Origin of the sequence: Pseudonocardia sp. CA-107938 (genome assembly GCF_050936315.1) — a bacterium.
Classification (GTDB): domain Bacteria; phylum Actinomycetota; class Actinomycetes; order Mycobacteriales; family Pseudonocardiaceae; genus Pseudonocardia.
Map to the genome: position 1 here is coordinate 2,171,918 of NZ_JBNJNA010000001.1, position 20,150 is coordinate 2,192,067.

Genomic DNA, 20,150 nt, shown 5'->3' on the forward strand with positions numbered 1-20,150 from the left:
GAGGCCCAAGACTGGCCCGCGCGGGTCAGCTACCGGTCGGGGTGAGGAGCCCGCGCGCGTACGCGACGCTGACCGCTTCCGTGCGGCTGCTCGCACCGAGCTTCGCCATCACCCGGGAAAGGTGCACGCTCACCGTCTTCTCGCTGATGTACAGCTCGGCGCCGACCTGCCGGTTGGTGCGCCCCTCGGCGACGAGGTCGAGCACCGCGCGCTCGCGCGGGGTGAGCGGGTCGCCGCCCGGCTGCGGTGCCGTCGACGGGCCGGACAGCCTGACCCCGGCGCGCCGCGCCGCTGCGGCGACGGCCTCGGCGAGCGGGGCCGCGCCCAGCCGCGTGGCCGTGCCGTGCGCTGCCTCCAGATCCTCGGCGACGGCGGCGGCGGGTTCGCCGAGCTCGAGCCGGGCCTCCGCCCGCCGCAGCAGCGCGTACCCCTGCCGGTAACCCGGCTTCGACGGGCTGCCGCCCTCGTAGGCGAACGCCTCGACGGTGTCCGTCCAGGCGTCGGGATCGGGCCCGGTGAGGCGCGTCAGCTCGGCCCGTGCGCAACTCAACCACGCCACCCCCTCCGGGCCGAGCCGGCTCGACCGGGGGATGCCGTTGGCCGCGGCGTCCTCCGCGATACCCACGAGCCGCTCCGCCTCGACCCGGGCCGCCTCGGGCTCGATCGTGCCCGCCGCGGCCAGCGCAGCCTGCGCGTTGACGCCGATCGCAGCCAGCGCGATCTGGCCGAGGTGGCGCGCCAGCACCTTCTGCAGAGCGCGCATCGCCGCGGCCACCCGGGCCTGTGCCACCTCGGGCGCGCCGGCCCACAGCGCGGCCTCCGCGCCGGCGACGCCGGAGAACACCACCACCTGGTCCTCGCGGGCCGGCTGCATCTCCAGCTCCTTGAGCTGCGCCTCGACGTCGGCCAGCCGGCCCCTCGCCGTGGCCACCAGCATGCCCGCCGCGGCGAGCCGGGTCGCGACGATGGCGGAGACCATGTGGCCGGCGATCCGCGCCGCCGCCTCCGCCCGCTCCCAGTTGCCGAGCATGTACATGGTGACGACGTGCACCACCCGCAGGTCGATCCCGTACCCGCTCCACGCGAGGCCGGCCTCCTCCGCCCGCCGCTCGCCGTCGTGGAACGCGACGGCCGCCTCGGCCAGCTGCCCGGCGTCGAACAGAGACATCCCGAGGTTGAAGTACGACCGCAGCTCGACGGTGAGGAAGCCGGAGCGGTGGGCCAGCTCGCGGGCCTCGGCGAGCAGCTGCCGGCTGCGCTCGTCCTCGGCGACGTGCTGGGCGTAGACGGACATGGTGACCAGCCCGTCGGCCTTGGCCCCGAGCGCGTCGTCGGCGTCGCAGCGCGACATCGTGGCGAGCGGGAGCGAGTCGACGACGGCGACGGCCGCGCGCGCGTGCTCGTCGCACTCCGCGGGCCGGTCGATGCGCCACAGCGTGCGGGCCAGGGTGCCGTGCGCCCAGGCCAGGTTGGCCGAGGCCGGCCCGTCGATGAGCAGGGCCAACGCCCGCTCCGCCGTGGAGTGCGCCTCATGGTCGTGGCCCGGCAGGTCGAGCAGCTGCAGTGCGAGGCTGCGGGAGTTGCGGGCGGTGAGGACCTCGTCGTGCGCGGCCTCGGCCAGCTCGACGGCCCGCCGGCTCAGCTGCACCGCGCGGTCGGGGTCGCCCGTGTAGCTCGCGTACCAGCTCGCGGAGCGGGTGACGACGGCCTCCTGCTGCCCGGTGACGGTCTCGGCGTCGGGCACGGCGTGCCACAGCTCCAACGCCCGCTCGAGCTGGAACAGCGCCTCGGCGGGTGCCGACCGGGCGTCGGCCTCGTCGGCCGCGGCCACGGAGGCGGCCAGCGCTCGCGGCAGGTCGTGGCCGGCGTAGGCGTGGTGGGCCAGCTCGGCGGCCGTGCCCGGCTCGGCGCGCGCGGCGAGCCGCTCCGCGAACCGGGCGTGCAGCCGGGTGCGCTCGCCGGGCAGCAGCTCCTGGTAGATCGCCTCGCGCAGCAGCGCGTGCCGGAACACGTAGCCGTCCGCGACCGGACCGCCGGGGCCGCCCGGCCGGTCGGGCACCAGCACGTGCTGGGCAACGGCCTCGCGCAGCGCCTGCTCCAGCTCGTCGTCGCCCATGTCGGTGGCGGCGGCCAGCTGCTCGTGGCGCACCTTCCGACCCGACACCGCAGCGATGCGCAGCACTCGCTGCGTGCCCGGCGGGAGCGCCTCGATGCGGGCCATGAGCACCTCGGCGAGCCCGTCTGGCACACCCGTCGGCGACGCGGTGACCAGCTCCTCGGCGAAGAACGCGTTGCCCTCGCTGCGCCGGGCGATGCGGCGCAGCTGGCTCTCGTCGACCTCGTCGTCGACCCACCCGGCGGAGAGCCTGCGCACCAGCTCCAGGGACTCCTCGCCGCCGAGCGGTTCGAGCTCGAGGCGTTCCACGGCGGGCAGCCGCACCAGCTCGGAGAGCACCGGCCGCAGCGGGTGGCGCCGGTGCAGGTCGTCGCGGCGGTAGGTGGCCAGGACGACGAGGCGCTGCCCGGTGAGCCGGGAGAGCAGGAAGACGAGCAGGTCGCGGCTGGACCGGTCGGCCCAGTGCAGGTCCTCGACCACGAGCAGGGTGGGCGACACCGCGCTCACGGCGTCGAGCGCGGAGAGGACGGCGTCGAAGACCCGCAGCTGGCCGAGCGCGGGGTCGTCGCCGGTGGCGAGCTCGCGCACGACCGCGCCGGGCAGCAGGCGGCGCAGCGCCGGACGCTCGTCGACGATCTCCGGCTGCGCGGCGGCCAGCGACGCGACGACCTCGGTGAAGGGCAGGTAGGGGAGCGCGGCGTCGGCCGTGTCGAGGCATCGGCCGACGAGCACGGTGAACCCGGCGGCAGCAGCGCGCTCGACGGTCTCGGCGACCATCCGCGACTTGCCCACCCCCGCATCACCGGCGAGCAGCACCCCGCTGGGCCGCCCGGCCTCGGCACGACGAAGCGCGGACTCGAGCTCGGCGAGCTCGGGCCCGCGCCCGACGAGATCGATCCCGACGCCCAGACGTGCCACGGAGGTCATCGTGACACGGCGTACCGACGATCACGCGAGGTTTCCTCGGTCGGCCGAGTCACTCTGGTGGCGGCCGGGGGCGGCGGTGGCGCGGGCGGTACCTCCGGGGCACGCCGCCGGGCGGCGCGGGCGATGCGGACGAGCCGGGAGCGCTCGGCCTCGGCCTGCAGGATCCGGCGGTGGTGGTCGGCGTCGGCGGCGGTGGAGTTGAAGGGCAGGTGCGATGTCCGGTTCATGCCGGAAACGATCGTCCTGAGGTGGGCCTCGGCACATCGGACGATCACGTCGTCCCGGGTGCGACAGACCCCTCAGGCGGCGCCTGAGGGGCCCTTACCCGCCCACCCGTGAGGTCTCGGGAACCTGCCGGTATCCTCGTGGGAACGAGTTTCGGTAAGGAAGGTGGGGCGTTACATGCCCGGCAAGCCGTTGCGCCCGATGAAGAAGAAGGCGAACCCCCTGCACGCGAAGGGGATCAGCGAGATCGACTGGAAGGACACGGCGCTCCTGCGCCAGTTCATCAGCGACCGCGGGAAGATCCGCGCCCGTCGCGTCACCGGTCTCACCCCGCAGCAGCAGCGACGCGTCGCGGTGGCGATCCGCAACGCCCGCGAGATGGCGCTGCTGCCGTACCCGCGCGCGGGTCGGGGCTGATCGCAGTACCCGCGCCGTCCGGCGGGAACCCGGTGTCGGGTCCCCGCCGGAGGTGTGTAAGCTCTTCCAGGCCGCCACGGGAGCGATCCCACCGGCGGCTGCCGCCCCTTTAGCTCAGTCGGCAGAGTGACTCCATGGTAAGGAGTAGGTCCACGGTTCGATTCCGTGAAGGGGCTCCGCGAGGCGGCTGTGTCCTGTCTCGCACGGCGGCGTAGCTCAGTTGGTAGAGCAAACGGCTCATAATCGTTGTGTCGCCGGTTCAAGTCCGGCCGCCGCTACCGGACGACTCGTCCCACCGATCCACCCGTAAGCAGGAGGCACCCGCGATGGCCAAGGCCACCGATGTTCGGCCGAAGATCACGCTGGCGTGCGAGCAGTGCAAGCACCGCAACTACATCACGAAGAAGAACCGTCGGAACGACCCCGACCGCCTCGTGATGAAGAAGTTCTGCCCGAACTGCGGCACCCACCGCGAGCACCGCGAGACCCGCTGAGCGCGTGCCCGACGCGTCGTTCGTCGGCCGGTCGTTCCCGGCTGCTGAGCCGTACCAGGTCGGCCGCGAGAAGGTCCGCGAGTTCGCTCGCGCCATCGGTGAGACCGCGCCCGTCTGCCACGACGTGACGGCGGCCCGCGCCGCGGGCCACTCCGACGTCGTCGCTCCGCCGACGTTCGCCGCGGCGTTCACGATGCCGCTGATCGAGCAGCTGCTGCGCGACCCCGACTTCGGCTGGGACTACGCGCACATGGTGCACGGCGACCAGTCCATCACCCTGCACCGCCCGATCTGCGGCGGCGACGAGCTCACCGTGACGGTGCACGTCGAGGACCTCGCGACCCGCGCCGGCAGCCACCGGCTGACGCTGCGCTGCGAGATCGCGGACCCGGCGGGTGCTGCGGTCGCCACCACGAAGCTGCTGCTCGTCACGGCGGAGGCCGCCTGACATGGCCGACATCGACACCGGCATCGAGGTGGGCACCGAGCTGCCGACGACCCCCGTCCACGTCACGCGGGCCGATCTCGTCCGCTACGCGGGCGCGTCGGGCGACTTCAACCCGATCCACTGGTCCGACCGCGTCGCCGGCGAGGTGGGCCTGCCCGGCGTGATCGCGCACGGCATGCTCACGATGGCGCTCGCGGGCCGGTTCGTCAGCGCGTGGGCCGGTGACCCGTCCGCGGTGCGCGGCCTCTCGGTGCGGTTCACCCGCCCGGTCGTCGTCCCCGACGACGAGGAGGGCGCGCTGGTCGAGCTCGCCGGCACCGTCACCGGCATCGCCGACGCGGCCGGCGGCGGCCGGCTGGCCACCGTCACGGTGAAGGCCGTCTTCGAGGGCCGGACGGTGCTCGGCAAGGCCGTCGCCGAGGTGCTCGTTCCCTGATCGACTCGGTCAACAGGTGCGGTCGTCAACGCGCTCGCGGGGTGCCGTACACTCGACTCGCTGGGTTCACCGCAGTAGCGGTGTGTCTCGTCCACACGGCGGGACGGGCCTAGGGGTGTAGCTCAATTGGTAGAGCAGCGGTCTCCAAAACCGCAGGTTGCAGGTTCGAGTCCTGTCGCCCCTGCCATCAAGGTTCGACATCGGCAGGTACCGATGCGGCGTTCGTCAGAGGCCGTCGCACACACTGGAGGACGCGGGCGTGGCTGAGGAGCACGAGTCGGACGGCACTGAGCGGGAGCGCCCGCGCAGCGCCGCCGATCGTCGGGGCCGCCGGTCCGAATCCGCGCCCGAGGGCGCGAAGGGGCGGGCCACGGCGGTCCGCGACACCCGTCCGGCGAAGGGGTCACCGTTCGCCCGGATCACGCGGTTCCTGCGCGAGGTGGTCGCCGAGCTGCGGAAGGTCTTCTGGCCGAGTCGACCGCAGTTGGTGACCTACACGATCGTCGTGCTGGTGTTCGTGTCGTTCATGGTGGCGCTGGTCGCCGGGCTGGACTTCCTGTTCGGCCTCGGCATCGACGCCGTGTTCGGCACCAGCTGACCCGCACCGCACGACGGCCATGGACGAGGAAGCGAGTGAGAACGTGACATCCCAGGACGGCGGCCAGTGGCCGACCGACGTCGACGACGACGTCGAGCAGGTCGCGGACGACCAGGCTGCGGACGCCGACGTCACTGCTGCTGACGACACCGCTGCTGACGACACCGAGGCGGACGACACCGTCGACGAAGCCGCTGATGACACGGCCGACGAGGTCGAGGAGCCGGTCGCTGCGGTCGAGGAGATCGACGAGGACGTCGACCCGGTCGAGGAGATGCGCGCCGCGCTGCGGCGCGCGCCCGGCGACTGGTACGTCGTGCACTCCTACGCCGGCTACGAGAACAAGGTGAAGGCCAACCTCGAGACCCGCGTGCAGACCCTCGACGTGGAGGACTACATCTTCCAGGTCGAGGTGCCCACCGAAGAGGTCACCGAGATCAAGAACGGCCAGCGCAAGCAGGTGCAGCGCAAGGTGCTGCCCGGCTACATCCTGGTGCGCATGGAGCTGAACGACCAGTCGTGGGGCGCCGTGCGCAACACGCCGGGCGTCACCGGTTTCGTGGGGGCGACGAACAAGCCGTCGCCGCTCTCCCACGACGACGTGATCAAGTTCCTGCTGCCGAAGGTGGAGCCGAAGCAGGCCGCGTCGGACGCGAAGGCCGACCGGGGCGCGGGCGCGCCCAGCAAGCCGGCCGTCGAGGTCGACTTCGAGGTCGGCGAGTCGGTCACCGTCATGGACGGCCCCTTCGCCACCCTCCCGGCCACGATCAACGAGGTCAACGTCGACGCCCAGAAGCTCAAGGTGCTCGTGTCCATCTTCGGTCGCGAGACGCCCGTCGAGCTGGCGTTCAGCCAGGTCTCGAAGATCTGAGAATCGTCGCTGCGGCACGGCAGGTCCGCGGCGAAGCTGTAGAAGAGGAAACCAGACATGCCTCCCAAGAAGCGGAAGCTCTCCGCGATCATCAAGCTCCAGATCAAGGCGGGCGCGGCCACGCCGGCGCCGCCCGTCGGCCCGGCGCTCGGTCAGCACGGCGTCAACATCATGGAGTTCTGCAAGGCCTACAACGCGGCCACCGAGTCGCAGCGCGGCGACGTCGTGCCGGTCGAGATCTCCGTGTTCGAGGACCGCTCGTTCACCTTCGAGCTCAAGACCCCGCCGGCGGCGCGACTGCTGCTGAAGGCGGCCGGTGTCGAGAAGGGCAGCGGCGAGCCGCACAGCAAGAAGGTCGCGACGGTCACGATGGACCAGGTCCGGCAGATCGCCGAGACCAAGATGCGCGACCTGAACGCCAACGACATCGACCAGGCCGCGAAGATCATCGCCGGGACCGCCCGGTCGATGGGCATCACGGTCAAGGGCTGACCCACCTCCCAGAACGCGTGGGAGAGCCGGGCGCGGCTCGTACCACGACCTGATCCGAATTCCGAGGAACAGACATGGCACAGCGCAGCAAGGTCTACCGCCAGGCAGCCGAGAAGATCGACCGCGAGCGGCTCTACAGCCCGCTCGAGGCCGCCGGCCTGGCGAAGGAGACCGCCAGTTCGAAGATGGATGCCACCGTCGAGGTCGCGATGCGGCTCGGCGTGGATCCCCGCAAGTCCGACCAGATGGTCCGTGGCACCGTGAACCTGCCGCACGGCACGGGCAAGACCGCACGCGTCGTCGTGTTCGCCACCGGTGACAAGGCCGCCGAGGCCGAGGCCGCCGGCGCCGACGTCGTGGGCTCCGACGACCTGGTCGAGCGCATCCAGGGCGGGTGGCTGGAGTTCGACGCCGCCATCGCCACCCCCGACCAGATGGCCAAGGTCGGGCGCATCGCCCGCATCCTCGGCCCGCGCGGTCTGATGCCGAACCCCAAGACCGGCACCGTCACCCCGGACGTCACCAAGGCCGTCGCCGACATCAAGGGCGGCAAGATCAACTTCCGGGTCGACAAGCAGGCCAACCTGCACATCGTCATCGGCAAGGCCTCGTTCGACACCGAGAAGCTGGTGGAGAACTACGGCGCCGCCCTCGACGAGATCCTGCGGGCCAAGCCGCCGGCCGCGAAGGGCCGCTACATCAAGAAGATCACCGTCTCCACGACGACGGGCCCGGGCATCCCGGTCGACCCGAACCGCACGCGCAACCTGCTGGTGGACGAGCCCAGCGTCTGACGCGCAGCACTCCCGACGGCCCCGCACCGCGCTGGTGCGGGGCCGTCGTGCGTGCGGCGGGGGTTGGGTTGATCATGGGCAAAACGTTGCTAGTTGATCTCTGGGAGCCACGTTTTGCCCATGATCAACGCGCCACGCTGCGCCGGGGCGACGCCGCCTCGGCCGCCCCGTCTCCGGCCGCTGGCCTCAGCTCCAGTCGGCCAGCACCGACTCGACGGGCTCGGCGGGGGCCGGGCCGTCCGGTGCCTCGGTGCGCGTCCGCGAGAACCGCGGGGCGGGCGCGGCCTGCGCCACCCCGCCGCGCTCGACGATGGTGCCGCGGGCGGCCAGGTGCGGATGAGCCGCGACCTCGCCGAAAGCGAGCACCGGGGTCACGCACGCGTCGGTGCCCTCGAACACCTTCGCCCACTCGTCGCGGGTGCGGGTGGCGAACACCTCGGTGAAGCGCTGCTTCAGCGCCGGCCAGGCGGCGCGGTCCAGCTGGTGCGGCAGCTCGGCGTCGGCGAGGCCGAGGCCCTCCAGGAGGGCCGCGTAGAACTGCGGTTCGATGGCGCCGACGGCCACGTGCCGCCCGTCCGCGCACGGGTAGGTGTCGTAGAACGGGGCCGCGCCGTCGAGCAGGTTGCTCTCCCGCTCGTCGCGCCACATGCCCTGCGCGAGGAACCCCCACATCATCTGCAGGAGCACGCTCGACCCGTCGACCATCGCGGCGTCGACGACCTGGCCCTGTCCCGACCGCTGCGCCTCCCAAGCCGCGGCCAGCACGCCGATGACGAGCAGCATCGAGCCGCCGCCGAAGTCGCCGACCAGGTTGAGGGGCACGGCCGGGCGCTCGCCGCCGCGGCCGATCGCGTGCAGCGCGCCGGTGAGGGAGATGTAGTTGATGTCGTGGCCGGCCCGCGCGGCGAGCGGGCCGTCCTGGCCCCAGCCGGTCATCCGCCCGTAGACCAGGCGCGGGTTGCGGGCGTGGCAGTCGGCCGGGCCGACCCCGAGTCGCTCGGTGACCCCGGGCCGGTAGCCCTCCAGCAGCACGTCGGCGTGTTCGACGAGCCGCAGGACGGTCTCGCGGCCCTCCGGGTCCTTGAGGTTGGCCTCGACGCGCCGGCGGCCGCGCAGGGTCGGGTCGGCGGCCGCGTCGCCGAGCTTGAGCCCACCGGTCGGACGGTCGACGCGCACGACGTCGGCGCCCATGTCGGCCAGCATCATCGCCGCGTGCGGCCCAGGACCGATGCCCGCGAGCTCCACGACCTTGAGTCCCGCCAGCGGGCCCGTGCGTGCCACGTTCGTCCGACCTCCCGTGTCGATAGTTGCGGTCAGTATTGACCGTTTCCGGCGCTCACGCCACGGAGTAGTCCGCGGGATCGGCCATCGGCGTCGTCCGGTCGATCTCCGACCACGCCACCGCGATGCGGTCCAGCGCCTCGTCCATGCGGTCCTGCCGCAGCACGTACGGCACGCGCAGGAACCGCTCGAACGCGCCGTCGAGCCCGAAGCGGGGACCCGCTGCGAGCACCACGTCCCGGCGCCGCGCGGCGGTCACCAGCCGGCTGGAGTCGGGGGAGCCGAGGTCGACCCAGTGGGACAGCCCGCCCCCGGGCCGCCCGATCCGCCAGGACGGGAAGAGCGCCGCGATCCGGCCCGCCACGCGGTCGCGCGCCGCGCGCAGCTCGGCCCGCCGCGCCGGCGCGAACGTCTCGATGTCGGCCAGCAACCGGGCCGCGAGCAGCTGCTCGAACAGCGGGCAGCCGAGGTCGATGGTCGCCCGGAACGTCGCGAGCCGCCGCACCATCGGCGCCGACGTGCGGATCCAACCGACCCGCAGGCCGCCCCAGAACACCTTGCTGGCCGAGCCGATGGTCAGCACCAACGGCGAGTCGACGGCCCCGTGCGCGGCCACCGGTGGCGGTGGCGCCTCCTCGAGCCACAGCTCGGCGAGGGTCTCGTCCACGATCATCGGGGTGCTCGTACGCCGGGCCAGGTCGACGACGCGCTCGCGGCCCGCCGCGTCGAGGACGGCGCCGGTCGGGTTCTGGTGGTCTGGGATGAGGTACGCGAGCTTCGGCGCGGCGTCGCGCACGGCGGCGGTGGCCAGGTCGAGGTCCCAGTCGGCCGTGCCGTCCGGCCCGGGCACCATCGGCACCGGCACCGGCCGCGCACCCTGCCGGGCGATCGCGCCCAGCGCGTTGGGGTAGGAGGGGTGCTCGACGAGCACCCGGTCGCCCGGCGCCGTCAGCGCGGTGACGATCAGCGACAGCGCGCCCTGCGCGCCCGTCGTGACGAGAACCTGGTCGGGCGTGGTCGGCAGCCCGCGGGCGGTGTAGCGGGCGGCGATGGCGGTCCGCAGCTCGGGTACGCCGTGCAGCTCGTAGCCGGGTTGGCAGAGGTGGGCGTCCAGGTCGCGCGCTGCCTCGGCGACGGTGGCCCGCATCCCGTCGGTCGGGGAGGGCAGTGCAGCGAGCGCGAGGTCGAACACGTCCGGATCGGTGCTCGGAGCGAACGGCTGGACCCGCGAGCCGAGTGCGCCGCCGGGCAGCTGGGTCCAACTCCCGGCACCGCGCCGGCTGTGCAGCACCTCCTCGTCGCGCAGCGCGTCGTAGGCCGCCGCGACGGTCGTGCGGCTGACGTCCAGGACCGCGGCGAGTTCCCGCTCGGCCGGCACCCGGGTCTGCAGGGGCAGCCGCCCGTCCAGCACGAGGAGGCGGACCCGCTCGGCGAGCGCCGTGGCCAGGCCGCGGCCGTCCTGCGGACGCCACTCGCCCAGCAGCCGGGCGAAGCTGCGGGCTCCGATGCGCTGGTCGAACTGGTGATCGAGTGCCATTCAGTCCACCTCTGCGGAATTGGCCATGCCGAAGAAGGCCAATACTACGCATACTGAGGCCATGGACCTGCCACTCATCATCTTGGCCGTACTCGTCGTCATCGCCGCCGCGGCTCCGCGGTACGGCGTCGACAGCCGTCGCCTGCGTCCCGGCGAAGGACCGGCGCGCCGCGGACCCACGCCGTGGGGCGACGTCGCCACCTTCGTCGCGTTCCTGCGCCGGCTGGAGATCGCTTCCGTCCGCCCCCACCGCGGGACGGCGTGGATCAGGAGGTGAGCAGGTCCGATCGCCCGGCGTCCTCCAGCTGCTGCTTGTAGCGCCCGAACAGGCCCTTGGCGAGCGGGAGCAGCTTGAGCACCTTGGCGATCGGGCCCTTCGCCCGCACGTCGCCCTTCGCCAGCGCGACCGGCAGCACGACCTTGCCCAGCCAGAACCGGTTGCCGGTGTCGGCGGTCATGAAGAGCTCGACGTTCGGGTCGGGGCCGGCGCCGGCACCTTCGTGCAGCTCGGCGTTCGGGAAGTCGACGGTGAGCACCGCGTCCGGCTCGGTGTAGGTGATCCGCAGGACGATGCCGGTTGGCTTCAGCTTGGCCACCAGCTCCGGGTCCTCCATCCCGATGCGGAACACACCGCCGAGGAACCGGTAGACCTCTTGCTCGTCGCTGAACACGGCCACGTCGACATCTCCTTCGCTGGTTACCGGCAGTCTGGCGGAAGGAGGGGCTGGTCGCGACGACTCGATCGGGCCACTCTCGGCCCGGACGGGCCGAGATCTACTCGTCCAGCAGCCCGTACCGCCCGGCCAGCGCCGCCGCCTCGATGCGGTTGGCCGCACCCAGCTTGTGCAGCAGCGACGCGATCATCCGCTTGGCGGTCCGCTCGCTCACCAGCATCGGCCGGGCGATCTCGCTCGTGTCGAGCCCGCGGGCCAGCAGGGTCCACAGCTGCAGGTCGCGCTCGTCCAGCCGCTCCAACCGGCCGTCGCCGGTGCGGTCGCCTGCGGCGAGCAGCGCGTCCAGCAGGTCGCCGCGCACCACGCGGACGCCGGCGGCGATCGTCAGCAGCGGGGCCACCAGCACGTCCGGGTCGGCCGACTTGCCCAGGAACCCCGACGCGCCGGCGCGCAGTGCCGCGGCCGCGAGCCCCAGGTCGTCGGTGCCCGAGAGGGCCAGCACCTTCGTCGCCGGGTACGCCGCGACGATCCGGCGGATCGTCTCCACCCCGCCCAGCGGTGGCAGGGCCAGGTCCACGATCGCGATGTCGGCGGCCTCGCGGCCGACCAGCGCCACGGCCTCCTCGCCGGCCGTCGTCGACCCGGCGACGGTGAACGTGTCACCCGCGCGCGACTCCAGCAGCAGGGCCAGGCCCTGCGCGAAGAGCGCGTGATCGTCGACGATGACCACGGCGTACCGGCCGTCCCGCACGCCGAGAGGTTAGTCTCCCGCATGAGCACCGAGGACCGGACCGCGCTGCAGGCGATCGAGGATCGCCCGGCCGTGGTCATCCGGCTGCTCGTGGTGCTGGCGGTGGCGCTCGCCATGCTGATCGGCCCCGAGCTGGCGCGCGGCCGGCTCGTGATCGTCGTCGTGCTGGTCGTGGCGACGTTCTGCTACGCGCTGGTGCTCGCGGTGGCCGAGTGGCGCGGCCGGCGGTTGCTCCGGCCGTCCGTCGCGACAGCGGTCGACTCCGTGCTGGCGCTCGTCGCGTGCGGGCTCACCGGCGGTGCCGACAGCATCATGGTCACGGTCCTCCCGCTGGTGGTGATCGCCGCGGCCGTCCGGGGCGGGGCCGTGCTGGGCCGGCTCGCGGCCCTGACGGTCGGCGTCGGGTTCACGGCCGCCGCCGTTCTGGGTGCCGACCCCGGCAAGCGCCCGCTCGAAGCGTGGCTCGCCGGCGCGTGGTGGACCGGGTTCCTGGTGGCCGCCGCCGTGCTCGTCGGGGTGCTGGTGAAGATGCTGGAACGCCAGGTCGACGCGGCCGCGACGGCCCGTGCCCGGGCCGAGGCCGAGCACGAGGCCCTCGTCGAGGAGCGGGACCTGCGCGAACGGCTCTCCCAGGCCCAGCAGGCCCGCATGGACGGGGTGCGGGTCGTGCTGCACGAGTTCCGCACGCCGGTGGCGTCGCTGACCGCGCTCTCGGCGGACCTCGCCGCCGACCGGCTCTCCGAGTCGGCCCGGCGCACGGCCGTCGCCCTGCTCGCCGACCACGCCGTCCACCTGCGCGACATGCTCGACGGGCTCGCCGACGTCGCCGTCAGCAGCGGCAGCCCGATCGGGCGGGTGCGGGAACGGCCCGTCCGGCTCGCGGAGCTCGCCGACGCCATCCTCGACGCGGCCGGGGTGGCGCCCGCCCGCCGCGCGCCGCGGATCGAACCCGGCGACGTCGCCGTGCGCACGGATCCGCAGCGCCTGCGCCGGCTGCTCACCAACCTCGTCGAGAACGCGGCCCGGCACTCCGGCGAGGCACCCGTCGAGCTGGACATGCGGCACGCCGACGGCGTGCTCGTCGTCGAGGTGCGCGACCGTGGGCCCGGCCTCCCACCCGGCCAGGAGGGTGTCGTCACCGCGAAGGGCGTCGCGCTGGGGGAGCGGCGCGGCACCGCCGGGCTCGGGCTGTGGATCGTCGAGACGCTGGTGGAGGCGATGCGCGGCGAGCTCACGCTGCGGCCCCGGGACGGCGGCGGGGTGACCGCGCACCTGGAGCTGCCGGTCCCCGCAGCCCCCTGACCCGTCACTCCGGCGGGTGGTGTGGCACCGCCGGGCCACGGTCGGAACGGTCGGGCCGGTGTGCCCGGGCGTGATCCGCGTCATGCTGGCCCCATGCGGACCACAGCAGCGGTGCTCTGGGAGTTGGGTGGCAAGTGGGAGGTCGAGGAGGTCGAGCTCGACCCGCCCAACGCCGGCGAGGTGCTGGTCGAGCTGGCCGCCAGCGGGCTCTGCCACTCCGACGAGCACCTGGTGACGGGTGACCTGCCCGTCGCGTACCCGATGGTCGGCGGCCACGAGGGTGCCGGACGCGTCCTGGAGATCGGGCCCGGGGTCACCGACGTCGCGGTCGGCGATCCGGTCGTGATGACGTTCCTGCCGTCGTGCGGACGCTGCAGCTACTGCGTGCGCGGCTTCACCAACCTCTGCAACGACGGGGCGGGCGCCACGCTCGGCCCGCAGCTCGACGGCACCTACCGCTTCCACGGCCGCGGCGAGGACATCGGTCAGATGTGCCTGCTCGGCACGTTCGCCAAGCACACGGTGGTGCCGGTGAAGTCGGTCGTGAAGATCGACGAGGGCTTTCCGCTGCACCTGGCGGCGCTGGTCGGCTGCGGCGTGACGACCGGTTTCGGCTCCGCGGTCCGCACGGCGGAGCTGCGCGCGGGCGACACCGCCGTCGTGATCGGCGTGGGCGGCATCGGTGCGAACGCGATCCAGGGCGCGCGGATCGCCGGGTGCCGGTACGTGGTGGCGGTCGACCCGGTCGAGTTCAAGCGGGAGAAGGCCGTCGAGCTGGGTGCCACGCACGTCGCGGCCAGCATGGACGAGGCCTGGAACGTGGTCTCGGAGATCACCCGCGGGCAGCTCGCCGACGCCGCGATCCTGACGACGGGCATCGCCGAGGGCAGCTACCTCCAGCCCGCGCTGCAGCTCGTCGGCAAGAAGGGGCGCGTGGTGATCACCGCGCTCGGCCACCCCGACGAGGACACGGCGAGCATCTCGCTGCTCGACCTCACCCTCTACGAGAAGCAGGTCCGCGGCTCGCTCTTCGGCAGCTCGAACGGCCAGCACGACGTGCCGCGGCTGCTGGAGCTGGCCAACCTCGGGCAGCTCAAGCTGGAGGAGCTGGTCACGCGCGAGTACACGCTGGAGCAGGTCAACCAGGGATACGAGGACATGCGGGAGGGCCGCAACATCCGCGGCCTGATCCGCTACTGAGCCCAAGGAGGACGACGATGTCCCGACCGACCATCGCCCACGGCAAGCGCACCGGGTTCGCCTCGCTCAGCAAGGGCGGGCTGAACTTCGACTCGTTCCCGATGCGCCTGTTCACCAAGGGCAACGCGAAGCACTGGAACCCGGCGGACATCGACTTCACCCAGGACGCCCGCGACGTCGCGGCGATGACCGACCTCGAACGCTGGTGGACGTGCACCCTGGCCGCCCAGTTCATGGCGGGCGAGGAGTCGGTGACGCAGGACCTGCAGCCGTTCGTCGCGGCGATGGCGGCGGAGGGCCGGTTCGCCGACGAGATGTACCTGACGCAGTTCGTGTTCGAGGAGGCCAAGCACACCGAGGCCTTCCGCCGCTGGTTCGACGCCGTCGGCCTGACCGACGACCTCCACGAGCACGTGGAGGAGAACCCGGCGTACATGGAGATCTTCACCCAGCACCTGCCCGAGAGCCTGTACGCGCTGGCCGACGACCCGTCGCCGCGCAACCAGATCCGGGCCTCCGTCACGTACAACCACATCGTCGAGGGCACGCTGGCGCTCACCGGCTACTTCGCCTGGTCCAAGGTGTGCGCGAGCCGCGGGATCCTGCCCGGCATGCAGCAGGTGATCAAGCACATCGGTGACGACGAGCGCCGGCACATGGCGTGGGGCACGTTCACCTGCCGCCGGCACGTCGCCGCCGACGACGCCATGTGGGACGTCGTCGACGAGCGCATGCAGGAGCTGCTGGTGCCGGCCATGGGCGTCGTCGTCGGCGTGCGGGACGAGGAGGAGCGCCCGTTCGGCATCGACATCAACGACATGGCCGAGTACGCGATGGACAAGGTGGGCCGCCGGCTGGGCGCGATCGAGTCGGCGCGCGGGGCGAACCTGCTCGACATCGACCGCGACGCCAGCCCGGAGGTCCTGGAGGAGAAGTTCCACGCGGAGGACCAGGCGGAGCTGGCTGCGGTCAGCTGAGCGGTCGAGGCGTGCGCTTGCGGCTCGGCACCACCGCGTCGACCAGGCCGTAGGCCAGCGCCTCGGTGGCGCCGAGGTGCAGCTCCCGTTCGAGGTCGCTGTGGACCTGGTCGGGGTCGCGGCGGGTGTGCCGGGCCAGCGTCTCCTCGAGGAAGCGCCGGCTTCGGCTGACCTCGGCGGCGCGCCGGTCCAAGTCGGGCAGCGTGCCGCGCACCGGGTCGATCGACGGCTGGTGCAGCACGGCCCGCGCGTTCGGCACCATGGCCCGCTTCCCGGGCTCGCCGGCAGCCAGGAGCAGCGCCCCCGCCGTCTCGACGTGCCCGAGGCACGTCGTGTGCACGGGGCTGCGGACGTAGTTGATGGTGTCGTAGACGGCTGCGGTGGCGGCGAGCGAGCCGCCGGGTGAGTTGATGTAGAGCTCGATCGGGTTGTCCGGCTCCATCGACTCCAGGCAGAGCAGCTGGGCGACGATCGCGTTGGCGGCCGCGTCGTCGACGGGCCGGTCGACGAGCACGATCCGCCCGTCGAACAGCATCGAGTACGGGTTGGTCTCCCGTTCGCCGTAAGGGGTGCGTTCCAGGAAGGTCGGTACGTACATGAGGCAGAAGCTAGGGCGGATCCAGGCCCCTGAGCTGCGGTTTCGCCGCAAGACGACGATGTTTGCCGGCAGCGAACGCCCCGCTACCGGCGGAACCGGTCGCCGTGCTCGACGGCCCAGTCGGCCAGCCCCGACAGCGGGCCGAGGAGGCTCGCGCCGAGCGGCGTCAGGCTGTACTCGACGCTCGGCGGCACCGTCGGGAGCACCTCCCGGTGCACCAGCCCGTCGGTCTCCAGGCCGCGCAGCGTGCGGGTGAGCATGCGCTGGCTGATGCCTTCGATGGCCCGGTGCAGCTCGTTGTAGCGGTACGGGCGGGTGCCCAGCACGATCACCAGCAGCATGCTCCAGCGGTCGCCGACGCGCCGGAACACCTCGGTCACCGGACAGGCCGCCATCTCCGCCTGCGGAACGGGTCGCGGCAGCTCGTGCGCGAGCACCGAGGGCACACGGGTGTGCGCAGCAGACATTGAACTGCCTTCTACCGGGACGGGCACAGGTCCTCCCACGATGGTCCTACCCAGAGCGTAGGAGGAAGAAGTGCCGAAGTCCGTCGTGATCGCCGGAGGGACGAGCGGGATGGGCCGCGCGACCGCCCTGGCCCGCGTCGCCCGCGGCGACGACGTCACCGTGATCGGGTCCGATCCGGCGAAGGCCGTGCCCGGTGCCCGGTTCCTGGTCGCGGACCTGTCGTCGATCGCTGAGGTGCGCCGCGTCGCCGCCGAGATCACCGGGCCGGTGGACGCGCTCGCCCTGTTCGCGAACCGCCTGCAGCCCACCCGCACGGAGACGCCGGACGGCCTGGAGTACACCTTCGCCCTCTACTACCTGAGCCGCTACCTGCTCGGCGAGCTGCTCGCCCCGCAGCTCGACGCCGCGGAGCACCCGGTGATCGTCAACGTCGCCGGCGTCGGGGCGAAGGCCGGCGCCGTCCACTGGGACGATCCACAGCTGGGGACGGGCTACGGGATGATCAAGGCGCAGATGCAGGCGGGCCGCGCGATCGACCTGCTGGGTGTCGCCCACGCCGCGCGCGACCGGCGGGCCCGGTACGTGCTCTACCACCCCGGCTTCACCCGCAGCGGCCTGGACGCGCACCCGAACCCGGTGGTGCGCGGGCTGCTGAAGACGCTCGCCCGGTTCGCCGCCCGTCCGGTGGAGGAGTCGGTGCGCCCGATCGTCGGGTGGATCGACGCGCCGCCGTCCGCGCCGCTGACGGCCGTCGACCGGGGCAAGGAGCTGCCGCTCACGTACCCGACGCTGGATCCCGCGGCTGCGGCGAGGCTGGACCGCTACACGACCGACCTGCTGGCGCGGCTACCCGTCTAGGAGGTCCGCGGCCAGCCGCAGGGTGTCCGGAGTGCCGCTCACCACCAGGGTCGTCACCAGCGAGTCGCGCCACGCCGGCAGCTCCTCGGCGATCTTCGCCCGCGGCCCGACCAGCGCCACCTGCTCCACCAGCTCCAGCGGCACCGCCGCGATGGCCTCGTCCTTGCGTCCGCCCAGGTAGAGCTCCTGGATCTGCGCGCAGGCGTCCTCGTAGCCCATGCGCGCGAACACCTCGTAGTGGAAGTTGGCGCCCTTGGCGCCCATCCCGCCGATGTACAGGGCCAGCATCGGGCGGACGCGGTCCGCCGCCGCCTCGACGTCGTCGTCCACGACGAGCTGCACCATGTTGACGACCTCGAAGCCGTCCGGCCGGCCGCCGCGCCGGGCGAAGCCCTCGTCCAGCGCGGCCCGGTAGTGCGCGTCGTGGCGGGGCGCGTAGAACAGCGGCTGCCAGCCGTCCGCGATCTCGCCGGCCAGCGCCACGTTCTTCGGTCCTTCCGCGGCGAGCAGGATCGGCAGGTTGGTGCGCAGCGGGTGGATGGTCGAGCGCAGCGGCTTGCCCAGCCCGGTGCCGCCCGCGTACGGGATCGGGTAGTGCGGCCCGTCGGACGTGACGCGCTCGCGGGCGATCGTCGCGCGCAGGATCTGCACGTACTCGCGGGTGCGGGCCAGCGGCTTCGGGTACGGCTGCCCGTACCAACCCTCGACGACCTGCGGCCCGGACGCGCCGATGCCGAGCACGACGCGGCCGCCGGAGAGGTGGTCGAGCGTCATGGCGGCCATCGCGGTGGCCGTCGGGGTGCGCGCCGACATCTGCGCGACCGAGGTGCCCAGCTTGATCCGCGACGTGCGTGCGCCGTACCAGCTGAGCGGGGTGAACGCGTCCGAGCCGTACGCCTCCGCAGTCCAGAGCGAGTCGAAACCGAGGTCCTCCGCCGTCGCGACCTGCTCGTCGGTGCCCGGGGGCGGGCCCGCACCCCAGTACCCCAGCGCCAGACCCAGCTTCATCGCGCCTCCTGCCCGAGGTTCACCGGCAACCGCTTGATCCCGTTGATGAAGTTACCGGCCAGCCACTGCGGTTCCCCGACGGTGAGGTCCGGCAGCCGGTGCAGCAGCTCGTCGACGATCGATCGCAGCTGCGTGCGGGCGAGGTGGCTGCCGAGGCAGAAGTGCGGGCCACCGCCGCCGAACCCGACGTGCGGGTTGGGGTCGCGGGTGACGTCGAAGCGGTCGGGCGCGGCGAACACGTCGGCGTCGCGGTTGCCCGACAGGTAGAACATGACCACCTTCTCGCCCTCGACGATGCGCTGCCCGCGGATCTCGGTGTCGCGCCGCGCGGTGCGCCGGAACGTCAGCACGGGGCTGGCCCACCGCACGAACTCCTCGACGGCCGATCCGATGCGGCCGGCGAAGTCCGCGAGCAGCAGCGCCTTCTGGTCGGGGTGGCGGTCCAGCGCCAGAATCGCGTGCGAGGTCGTCTGGCGCGTCGTGTCGTTGCCGGCCACGCAGAGCAGCACGAAGAACGCGGCGATCTCCTCGTCGGTGAGCCGCACCCCGTCGACCTCGGCCTGCACCAGCGCCGTCATGAGGTCGTCGGCCGGTCGGCTGCGACGGGCATCGCTGAGCGCGAACGACGTCTGGTGCAGGGTCATCAACGACTCGAGCAGCAGCCCGATGGCGTCGCCGTCGCCGAGGAACTCGGGGTCGTTCCAGGACACCATCGCGTTCGCGGCGCGGGTGACCGGTGCGCGGTCGGGGTCCTCGATGCCGATCATCTCGGAGATCGTCCACATGGGCAGGCGCGCGGACACGTGCTCGACGAGGTCGACCTCGCCCCCGGTCGCCACCAGGTCGTCGACGATGCGCCGGGCCTGCCCGCGGATCTGCTCCTCGATGGTGCGGACCCGCCGCGGCGTGAAGACCGACGCGATCACCCGGCGCTGCCGGGCGTGCCGCGGCGCGTCCATGGCGAGGATGGAGTGGGCGGCCTCCAGGAGGTCCTCCGGGACGTTCTCCAGCATCACGCCGCCGTAGCGCTGCCCGGAGCCCCAGGTCTCGGCGTCGCGGCTGACGGCGACGATGTCGGCGTGCGTGACCAGCGCCCAGAAGCCCGGGTCGTCCTCGTCGGGCAGCAGGTCGGTCTCGGCCGGCGGGTGCCACGACAGCGGACGCTCGCGGCGCAGCTCGGCGAACGCGGGCTCGCGCTGGTCCGGCGGCAGCGCCCAGAACGCGCGGCTGGAGATGTCCAGGGCGTCGTGGACGCGGATCACGAGAGGACCAGGTCGTCGCGGCCGTCGGCGCGCAGCCGCTCGACGTAGACGGGGAACAGCCGCTTCGACAGCGGCGCGAGCTGCACGAGCCGGGTGACGTTGCCCTCGACCTTGACGGTGCGCTTGGCCATCGCGAACGGCAGGTTCACCTTGCCCTGCCAGTACGCGTTCGCGGTGGCCGTGGTCATGGCCATGGTGGCCGACGGGTCGGGCGCGGTCGGGTCCGAGCCCTTGTAGACGGTCGCGCCGGGCAGGTCGATCACGAGCGAGCAGTCCGGCTCCGTGCAGAGGCTGCGCAGGACCATGCCGGTGTTCTGCAGCTTGGGGCGCAGCTCGGGGTCGGCCAGTGCGGTCTCGAAGATGCCGCCGACGTAGCGGTACAGCTCGTCCTCGCCTGCGAATCCGGTCATCGCGTG

24 protein-coding genes and 3 tRNA genes are annotated in these 20,150 nt (G+C 72.7%); 16 read left to right on the forward strand and 11 right to left on the reverse strand.

Going from position 1 to position 20,150, the window contains the following annotated elements; translation table 11 throughout:
- Positions 1–25: 25 nt before the first annotated feature.
- A complete protein-coding gene (locus tag ACQEVB_RS10895) occupies positions 26–3,034 on the reverse strand; it encodes a helix-turn-helix transcriptional regulator (RefSeq protein ID WP_432968417.1) in 3,009 nt (1,002 codons plus the stop codon).
- 5 nt (positions 3,035–3,039) lie between these two features.
- Positions 3,040–3,270 (reverse strand): hypothetical protein, encoded by a 231-nt coding sequence (locus ACQEVB_RS10900; RefSeq protein WP_432968420.1) that lies wholly within the window; start codon positions 3,268–3,270, stop codon positions 3,040–3,042.
- Positions 3,271–3,445: 175 nt separating this feature from the next.
- Between ACQEVB_RS10900 and rpsR the strand changes: the two genes are divergently transcribed.
- The 11 genes from rpsR (at position 3,446) to rplA (ending at position 7,818) form a co-directional block, all read left to right on the forward strand.
- The gene (gene rpsR / locus ACQEVB_RS10905) at positions 3,446–3,685 is read left to right on the forward strand and encodes a 30S ribosomal protein S18 (protein ID WP_432968423.1); all 240 of its coding nucleotides are present in this window, start codon (positions 3,446–3,448) and stop codon (positions 3,683–3,685) included.
- A 103-nt stretch (positions 3,686–3,788) separates the two neighbouring features.
- Positions 3,789–3,861, forward strand: a tRNA-Thr gene (locus ACQEVB_RS10910).
- A gap of 29 nt (positions 3,862–3,890) precedes the next feature.
- Positions 3,891–3,963, forward strand: a tRNA-Met gene (locus ACQEVB_RS10915).
- A 48-nt stretch (positions 3,964–4,011) separates the two neighbouring features.
- A complete protein-coding gene (gene rpmG, locus ACQEVB_RS10920) occupies positions 4,012–4,179 on the forward strand; it encodes a 50S ribosomal protein L33 (RefSeq protein WP_432968426.1) in 168 nt (55 codons plus the stop codon).
- A 4-nt stretch (positions 4,180–4,183) separates the two neighbouring features.
- The gene (locus tag ACQEVB_RS10925) at positions 4,184–4,627 is read left to right on the forward strand and encodes an FAS1-like dehydratase domain-containing protein (RefSeq protein WP_432968429.1); all 444 of its coding nucleotides are present in this window, start codon (positions 4,184–4,186) and stop codon (positions 4,625–4,627) included.
- A gap of 1 nt (position 4,628) precedes the next feature.
- Positions 4,629–5,063, forward strand: a complete 435-nt coding sequence (locus ACQEVB_RS10930; protein ID WP_432968432.1) for a MaoC/PaaZ C-terminal domain-containing protein — start codon at positions 4,629–4,631, stop codon at positions 5,061–5,063.
- A 111-nt stretch (positions 5,064–5,174) separates the two neighbouring features.
- Positions 5,175–5,250: transfer RNA gene (locus tag ACQEVB_RS10935), tRNA-Trp, on the forward strand.
- A gap of 72 nt (positions 5,251–5,322) precedes the next feature.
- Positions 5,323–5,661 (forward strand): preprotein translocase subunit SecE, encoded by a 339-nt coding sequence (gene secE, locus ACQEVB_RS10940; RefSeq protein ID WP_432968435.1) that lies wholly within the window; start codon positions 5,323–5,325, stop codon positions 5,659–5,661.
- Between the two features lie 43 nt (positions 5,662–5,704).
- Positions 5,705–6,532 carry a transcription termination/antitermination protein NusG gene (gene nusG, locus ACQEVB_RS10945; protein ID WP_432968439.1) on the forward strand — a complete coding sequence of 276 codons (828 nt, stop codon included), beginning with the start codon at positions 5,705–5,707 and terminating at the stop codon, positions 6,530–6,532.
- Between the two features lie 57 nt (positions 6,533–6,589).
- Positions 6,590–7,024, forward strand: coding sequence for a 50S ribosomal protein L11 (gene rplK / locus ACQEVB_RS10950; protein WP_432968442.1), 435 nt, complete (start codon positions 6,590–6,592; stop codon positions 7,022–7,024).
- A gap of 74 nt (positions 7,025–7,098) precedes the next feature.
- Positions 7,099–7,818: a 50S ribosomal protein L1 gene (gene rplA / locus ACQEVB_RS10955; protein ID WP_432968445.1), complete on the forward strand. Its 720-nt coding sequence runs from the start codon at positions 7,099–7,101 to the stop codon at positions 7,816–7,818.
- Between the two features lie 186 nt (positions 7,819–8,004).
- Here rplA and ACQEVB_RS10960 read toward each other — a convergent pair whose 3' ends face one another.
- Together ACQEVB_RS10960 and ACQEVB_RS10965 are read right to left on the reverse strand one after the other, a co-directional pair.
- Positions 8,005–9,099 carry a CaiB/BaiF CoA transferase family protein gene (locus ACQEVB_RS10960; RefSeq protein ID WP_432968448.1) on the reverse strand — a complete coding sequence of 365 codons (1,095 nt, stop codon included), beginning with the start codon at positions 9,097–9,099 and terminating at the stop codon, positions 8,005–8,007.
- Between the two features lie 55 nt (positions 9,100–9,154).
- Positions 9,155–10,636, reverse strand: coding sequence for a PLP-dependent aminotransferase family protein (locus ACQEVB_RS10965; RefSeq protein WP_432968451.1), 1,482 nt, complete (start codon positions 10,634–10,636; stop codon positions 9,155–9,157).
- Between the two features lie 61 nt (positions 10,637–10,697).
- Here ACQEVB_RS10965 and ACQEVB_RS10970 point away from each other — a divergent pair, with 61 nt between their 5' ends.
- Entirely contained in the window at positions 10,698–10,913 is a 216-nt protein-coding gene (locus ACQEVB_RS10970; protein WP_432968454.1) for a hypothetical protein, read from the forward strand.
- Here the strand turns inward: ACQEVB_RS10970 and ACQEVB_RS10975 are convergent.
- Both ACQEVB_RS10975 and ACQEVB_RS10980 read right to left on the reverse strand, forming a co-directional pair.
- On the reverse strand, positions 10,903–11,313 hold the full coding sequence (locus tag ACQEVB_RS10975) for a sterol carrier protein (RefSeq protein ID WP_432968457.1): 411 nt from the start codon (positions 11,311–11,313) through the stop codon (positions 10,903–10,905). The two genes, ACQEVB_RS10970 and ACQEVB_RS10975, sit on opposite strands and share 11 nt — an antisense overlap.
- 97 nt (positions 11,314–11,410) lie before the next feature.
- Entirely contained in the window at positions 11,411–12,061 is a 651-nt protein-coding gene (locus ACQEVB_RS10980) for a response regulator (protein WP_432968460.1), read from the reverse strand.
- Between the two features lie 21 nt (positions 12,062–12,082).
- Here ACQEVB_RS10980 and ACQEVB_RS10985 point away from each other — a divergent pair, with 21 nt between their 5' ends.
- The 3 genes from ACQEVB_RS10985 (at position 12,083) to ACQEVB_RS10995 (ending at position 15,540) form a co-directional block, all read left to right on the forward strand.
- Entirely contained in the window at positions 12,083–13,363 is a 1,281-nt protein-coding gene (locus tag ACQEVB_RS10985; RefSeq protein ID WP_432968463.1) for a sensor histidine kinase, read from the forward strand.
- Positions 13,364–13,456: 93 nt separating this feature from the next.
- Positions 13,457–14,563: an NDMA-dependent alcohol dehydrogenase gene (locus ACQEVB_RS10990; protein ID WP_432968466.1), complete on the forward strand. Its 1,107-nt coding sequence runs from the start codon at positions 13,457–13,459 to the stop codon at positions 14,561–14,563.
- A gap of 17 nt (positions 14,564–14,580) precedes the next feature.
- Complete coding sequence (locus tag ACQEVB_RS10995) at positions 14,581–15,540, forward strand: R2-like ligand-binding oxidase (RefSeq protein WP_432968469.1); 960 nt, start codon at positions 14,581–14,583, stop codon at positions 15,538–15,540.
- Here the strand turns inward: ACQEVB_RS10995 and ACQEVB_RS11000 are convergent.
- Positions 15,533–16,138, reverse strand: a complete 606-nt coding sequence (locus tag ACQEVB_RS11000) for an ATP-dependent Clp protease proteolytic subunit (RefSeq protein ID WP_432968472.1) — start codon at positions 16,136–16,138, stop codon at positions 15,533–15,535. The two genes, ACQEVB_RS10995 and ACQEVB_RS11000, sit on opposite strands and share 8 nt — an antisense overlap.
- A gap of 83 nt (positions 16,139–16,221) precedes the next feature.
- On the reverse strand, positions 16,222–16,605 hold the full coding sequence (locus ACQEVB_RS11005) for a winged helix-turn-helix transcriptional regulator (protein WP_432968475.1): 384 nt from the start codon (positions 16,603–16,605) through the stop codon (positions 16,222–16,224).
- A gap of 70 nt (positions 16,606–16,675) precedes the next feature.
- On the opposite strand from ACQEVB_RS11005, the gene ACQEVB_RS11010 reads away from it, so the two are divergent.
- On the forward strand, positions 16,676–17,464 hold the full coding sequence (locus tag ACQEVB_RS11010) for an SDR family NAD(P)-dependent oxidoreductase (RefSeq protein WP_432968478.1): 789 nt from the start codon (positions 16,676–16,678) through the stop codon (positions 17,462–17,464).
- Here ACQEVB_RS11010 and ACQEVB_RS11015 read toward each other — a convergent pair.
- Genes ACQEVB_RS11015 through ACQEVB_RS11025 form a run of 3 tightly spaced genes read right to left on the reverse strand, consistent with a single transcriptional unit; the run spans position 17,453 to position 20,144 of the window.
- Positions 17,453–18,472, reverse strand: a complete 1,020-nt coding sequence (locus tag ACQEVB_RS11015; RefSeq protein WP_432968481.1) for an LLM class F420-dependent oxidoreductase — start codon at positions 18,470–18,472, stop codon at positions 17,453–17,455. The genes ACQEVB_RS11010 and ACQEVB_RS11015 overlap by 12 nt on opposite strands.
- Positions 18,469–19,734 (reverse strand): cytochrome P450, encoded by a 1,266-nt coding sequence (locus ACQEVB_RS11020; protein WP_432968484.1) that lies wholly within the window; start codon positions 19,732–19,734, stop codon positions 18,469–18,471. Before ACQEVB_RS11020 ends, ACQEVB_RS11015 begins: the two co-directional genes overlap by 4 nt.
- Positions 19,731–20,144: an SCP2 sterol-binding domain-containing protein gene (locus ACQEVB_RS11025; protein WP_432968487.1), complete on the reverse strand. Its 414-nt coding sequence runs from the start codon at positions 20,142–20,144 to the stop codon at positions 19,731–19,733. The genes ACQEVB_RS11020 and ACQEVB_RS11025 overlap by 4 nt, the downstream gene beginning before the upstream one ends.
- Positions 20,145–20,150 lie beyond the last annotated feature (6 nt).